Here is a 3,282-nt window from a genome sequence, read left to right on the forward strand (position 1 = left end):
GTCGAACATGAGAAGCTCCGGGAGCGATGGAAGACGCTCCCAGCATCACGCCGCCGCCGAGGCCGGGGACGAAGCAGCCTTCGCCCCCGTCGAACGCCCGTCTACTCGGCGGCGAAAGCCAAGTGATTTCCAGCGGTAAGCGCCGTCTTCGCCGCCAGTTCGGCCTTGGCTTGCTCGTACTCGGCGGCGAAACGCGCGATGAGTTCGGCGGCGGGCAGCACCTCCTTGATGGCGCCGATGCCCTGCCCCGAGCCCCAGATGTCGCGCCAGGCCTTGGCCTCCTGATTGCCGCCGGAGCCGAAGCTCATCTTGGACGGATCGCTTTGCGGCAGGTTGTCGGGATCAAGACCCGCCGCGACGATCGACGAGCGCAGGTAGTTGCCATGCACGCCGGTGAACAGGTTGGAATAGACGATGCCGTCGGCCTGGCCTTCGACAATGGCCCGCTTGTAGCCTTCCACCGCGTTGGCTTCCTCGGTCGCGATGAAGGCCGAGCCGATATAGGCCAGGTCCGCGCCCATGGCCTGGGCGGCCAGGATCGAGCGGCCGCAGGCGATCGAGCCCGACAGCGCCACCGGGCCATCGAACCATTGGCGGATTTCCTGGATCAGGGCGAACGGCGACAGCGTGCCGGCGTGGCCGCCGGCCCCGGCGGCGACCGGGATCAGGCCGTCGGCGCCCTTCTCGATCGCCTTGCGGGCGAAGCGGTCGGTGATCACGTCATGCAGGGTGATGCCGCCGTACGAATGGATCGCCTGGTTCAGGTCCTCGCGGGCGCCCAGCGAGGTGATGACCACCGGGACCTTGTATTTGACGCACAGCTCGATGTCCTCCTCGAGCCGGTTGTTGGTCTTGTGGACGATCTGGTTGACGGCGAACGGGGCCGAGGGCGCGTCCGGGTGGGCCCGGTCGTAGGCCGCCAATTCCTCGGTGATGCGGGCCAGCCATTCGTCCAGCTGCGAGATGGGGCGCGCGTTCAGCGAGGGGAACGAGCCGACGATGCCGGCCTTGCACTGGGCGATCACCAGGTCCGGGTTGCTGATGATGAACAGCGGCGAGGCGATGACCGGAAGGCGCAGGCGGTCGCGCAGGATCGGCGGCAGGGCCATGGGCTAGAGTTCCCCTTTGGAGATCGGCTTGAGCGCCGAATATGTGATCGTCGTTCAGCTTAAACGCTCGTTTAGCAGCCGCGCAAGGCTTGACGGCCCTAGCGGCAGGGGCGCATCAGGGTCGAAAATAAAAAATGCTGCAGTGCAGGAGAGAGACGCTTTGACCGAGGCGACCACGCCCCTGGCAGAGGATTTTGGCGCGCAGGGCGACGACGCCACGCGCGCCCGTTGGATGTCCCTGGTCGAAAAGACCCTGAAGGGACAGAGCTTCGACGAGGCTTTGACCGCCAAGACGCCCGACGGTCTGACGATCCAGCCCCTGTATGTCGCCAAGGATGGCGTCGCCGTGGCCCGCGACCTGCGGCTCCGCGATCCCGAGCGTCCCTGGGACCTTCGCGTCCGCGCCGCCCATCCCGATGCGGCCCGCGTCGCCAAGGATCTGCTGACCGACCTCGAGAACGGCGCGGCCTCGGTGCTGCTGCAGATCGATCCCACCGGCGCCAACGGCGTCGCGATCGGCTCGGCCGACGAACTGGCCAAGGCTCTATCCGGCGTGATGCTGGACCTGGCGCCCGTGGCTCTGGACGCCGGCTTCCTCGGCCCGAAGGCCGCCGATTGGCTGGGCGCGCTGGCCAAGGCCGCGCCGAACGCGCCGCTGGCCTTCCACCTTGATCCCCTGACCGCCTTCATCCAGGCCGGCGCCAGTCCCGGTCCGGTGGAGGCCCACATCTTCAACGCGGCGACCGTCGCGGCGCGCCTGGCCGGGACCTATGCCAAGGCCAGCCTGTTCCTGGCCACCGGCCGCGCCGTCCACGAGGCCGGCGGCTCCAACACCGAGGAGCTGGCGGCCATGACCGCCGCCGCCCTCGCCTACGCCAAGGCCCTGACGCGTTCGGGCCTTTCCACCGAAGAGGCCTTCGGCCGCATCGTGCTGGGCGTCAGCCTGGACGGCGAATACTTTACCGGCGTCGCCAAGATCCGCGCCGCCAAGGCGATGTGGGCTCGTCTCACGCAGGCCTGCGGCGTCTCCGTGCCGGCCCGGATCGAGGCCCGCTCGTCGCGACGGATGCTGGCCAAGGCCGACGCCTGGACGAACCTTCTGCGCCTGACCTCGGCCGGGTTCGCCGGCGCGGTCGGCGGGGCCGACGCCATCGTGCTGGACGCCTTCACCGACGCCATCGGCCTGCCCACCGCCTTCGCCCGCCGCCAGGCGCGCAACACCCAGCTGGTGTTGATGGAAGAGAGCCACCTGGGCCGCGTCGCGGACCCGGCCGGCGGAGCCTGGTATCTCGATAGCCTGACCGACCAGCTGGCCCGCGCCGCCTGGAGCGGCTTCCAGGCCATCGAGGCGGCCGGCGGGATCGTCAAGGCGCTGGAGAGCGGCCAGATCGCCGAGGCCGTCGCCAAGACCCGCGCCGCGCAGGAAGCCGCCTTCGCCGACAAGTCCCGCAAGATCCTGGGCGTGACCGTCTTCCCCAACGCCGACGACAAGCCGCCGGAGGTCGAGACGCCCGACGCCTCGGCCTTCGCGGTCGCCGCGCCGGACGTTCGCCTGCCCGGGCCGGACGGCAAGTGCCCGCCGCTGACCCCCATCCGCTTCGCCGCCGCCTTCGAGGGAGCCTGAGCCATGACCAAGTTCCCCGACTTCACCACGATCGACTTCGCCGAAATCGCCCCTGGCGCCGCGCCGGAAGGCAAGGCCTGGAGCACGCCGGAGGGCGTCGACGTCGCCCCGGCCTTCGACGCCAGCGACATCGAGGGCCTGGATTTCCTGGGCGGCTATCCGGGCGTCGCGCCCTATGTGCGCGGCCCCTACCCGACCATGTACGTGACCAATCCGTGGACGGTTCGGCAGTACGCGGGCTTCTCGACGGCGGAAGACTCCAACGCCTTCTATCGCCGGAACCTGGCGGCTGGTCAGATGGGCCTGTCGGTGGCCTTCGACCTGGCCACCCACCGCGGCTATGACAGCGACCACGAGCGGGTGAAGGGCGATGTCGGCATGGCCGGCGTGGCCATCGACTCGATCCTGGACATGCGCACGCTGTTCTCGGGCATCCCGCTCGACAAGATGAGCGTGTCGATGACCATGAACGGCGCGGTGCTGCCGATCCTGGCGCTCTACATCGTCGCGGCCGAGGAGCAGGGCGTCAGCCCCGACAAGCTCTCGGGG

General features: G+C 69.3%; 3 protein-coding genes. 2 read left to right on the plus strand and 1 reads right to left on the minus strand.

The window, feature by feature from the left end; translation table 11 throughout:
- Positions 1-101: 101 nt before the first annotated feature.
- Complete coding sequence (locus VJ655_RS18920) at positions 102-1,109, minus strand: nitronate monooxygenase family protein (RefSeq protein WP_324113776.1); 1,008 nt, start codon at positions 1,107-1,109, stop codon at positions 102-104.
- 232 nt (positions 1,110-1,341) lie between these two features.
- Between VJ655_RS18920 and VJ655_RS18925 the strand changes: the two genes are divergently transcribed.
- Together VJ655_RS18925 and VJ655_RS18930 are read left to right on the plus strand one after the other, a co-directional pair.
- Positions 1,342-2,733: a methylmalonyl-CoA mutase family protein gene (locus VJ655_RS18925; RefSeq protein ID WP_324113779.1), complete on the plus strand. Its 1,392-nt coding sequence runs from the start codon at positions 1,342-1,344 to the stop codon at positions 2,731-2,733.
- A 3-nt stretch (positions 2,734-2,736) separates the two neighbouring features.
- A partial coding sequence (locus VJ655_RS18930) for a methylmalonyl-CoA mutase family protein (RefSeq protein ID WP_324113778.1) occupies positions 2,737-3,282 on the plus strand: 546 nt, incomplete at its 3' end.

The sequence above is a fragment of the Caulobacter sp. genome (assembly GCF_035254145.1).
In the GTDB taxonomy this organism is placed as follows: domain Bacteria; phylum Pseudomonadota; class Alphaproteobacteria; order Caulobacterales; family Caulobacteraceae; genus Caulobacter.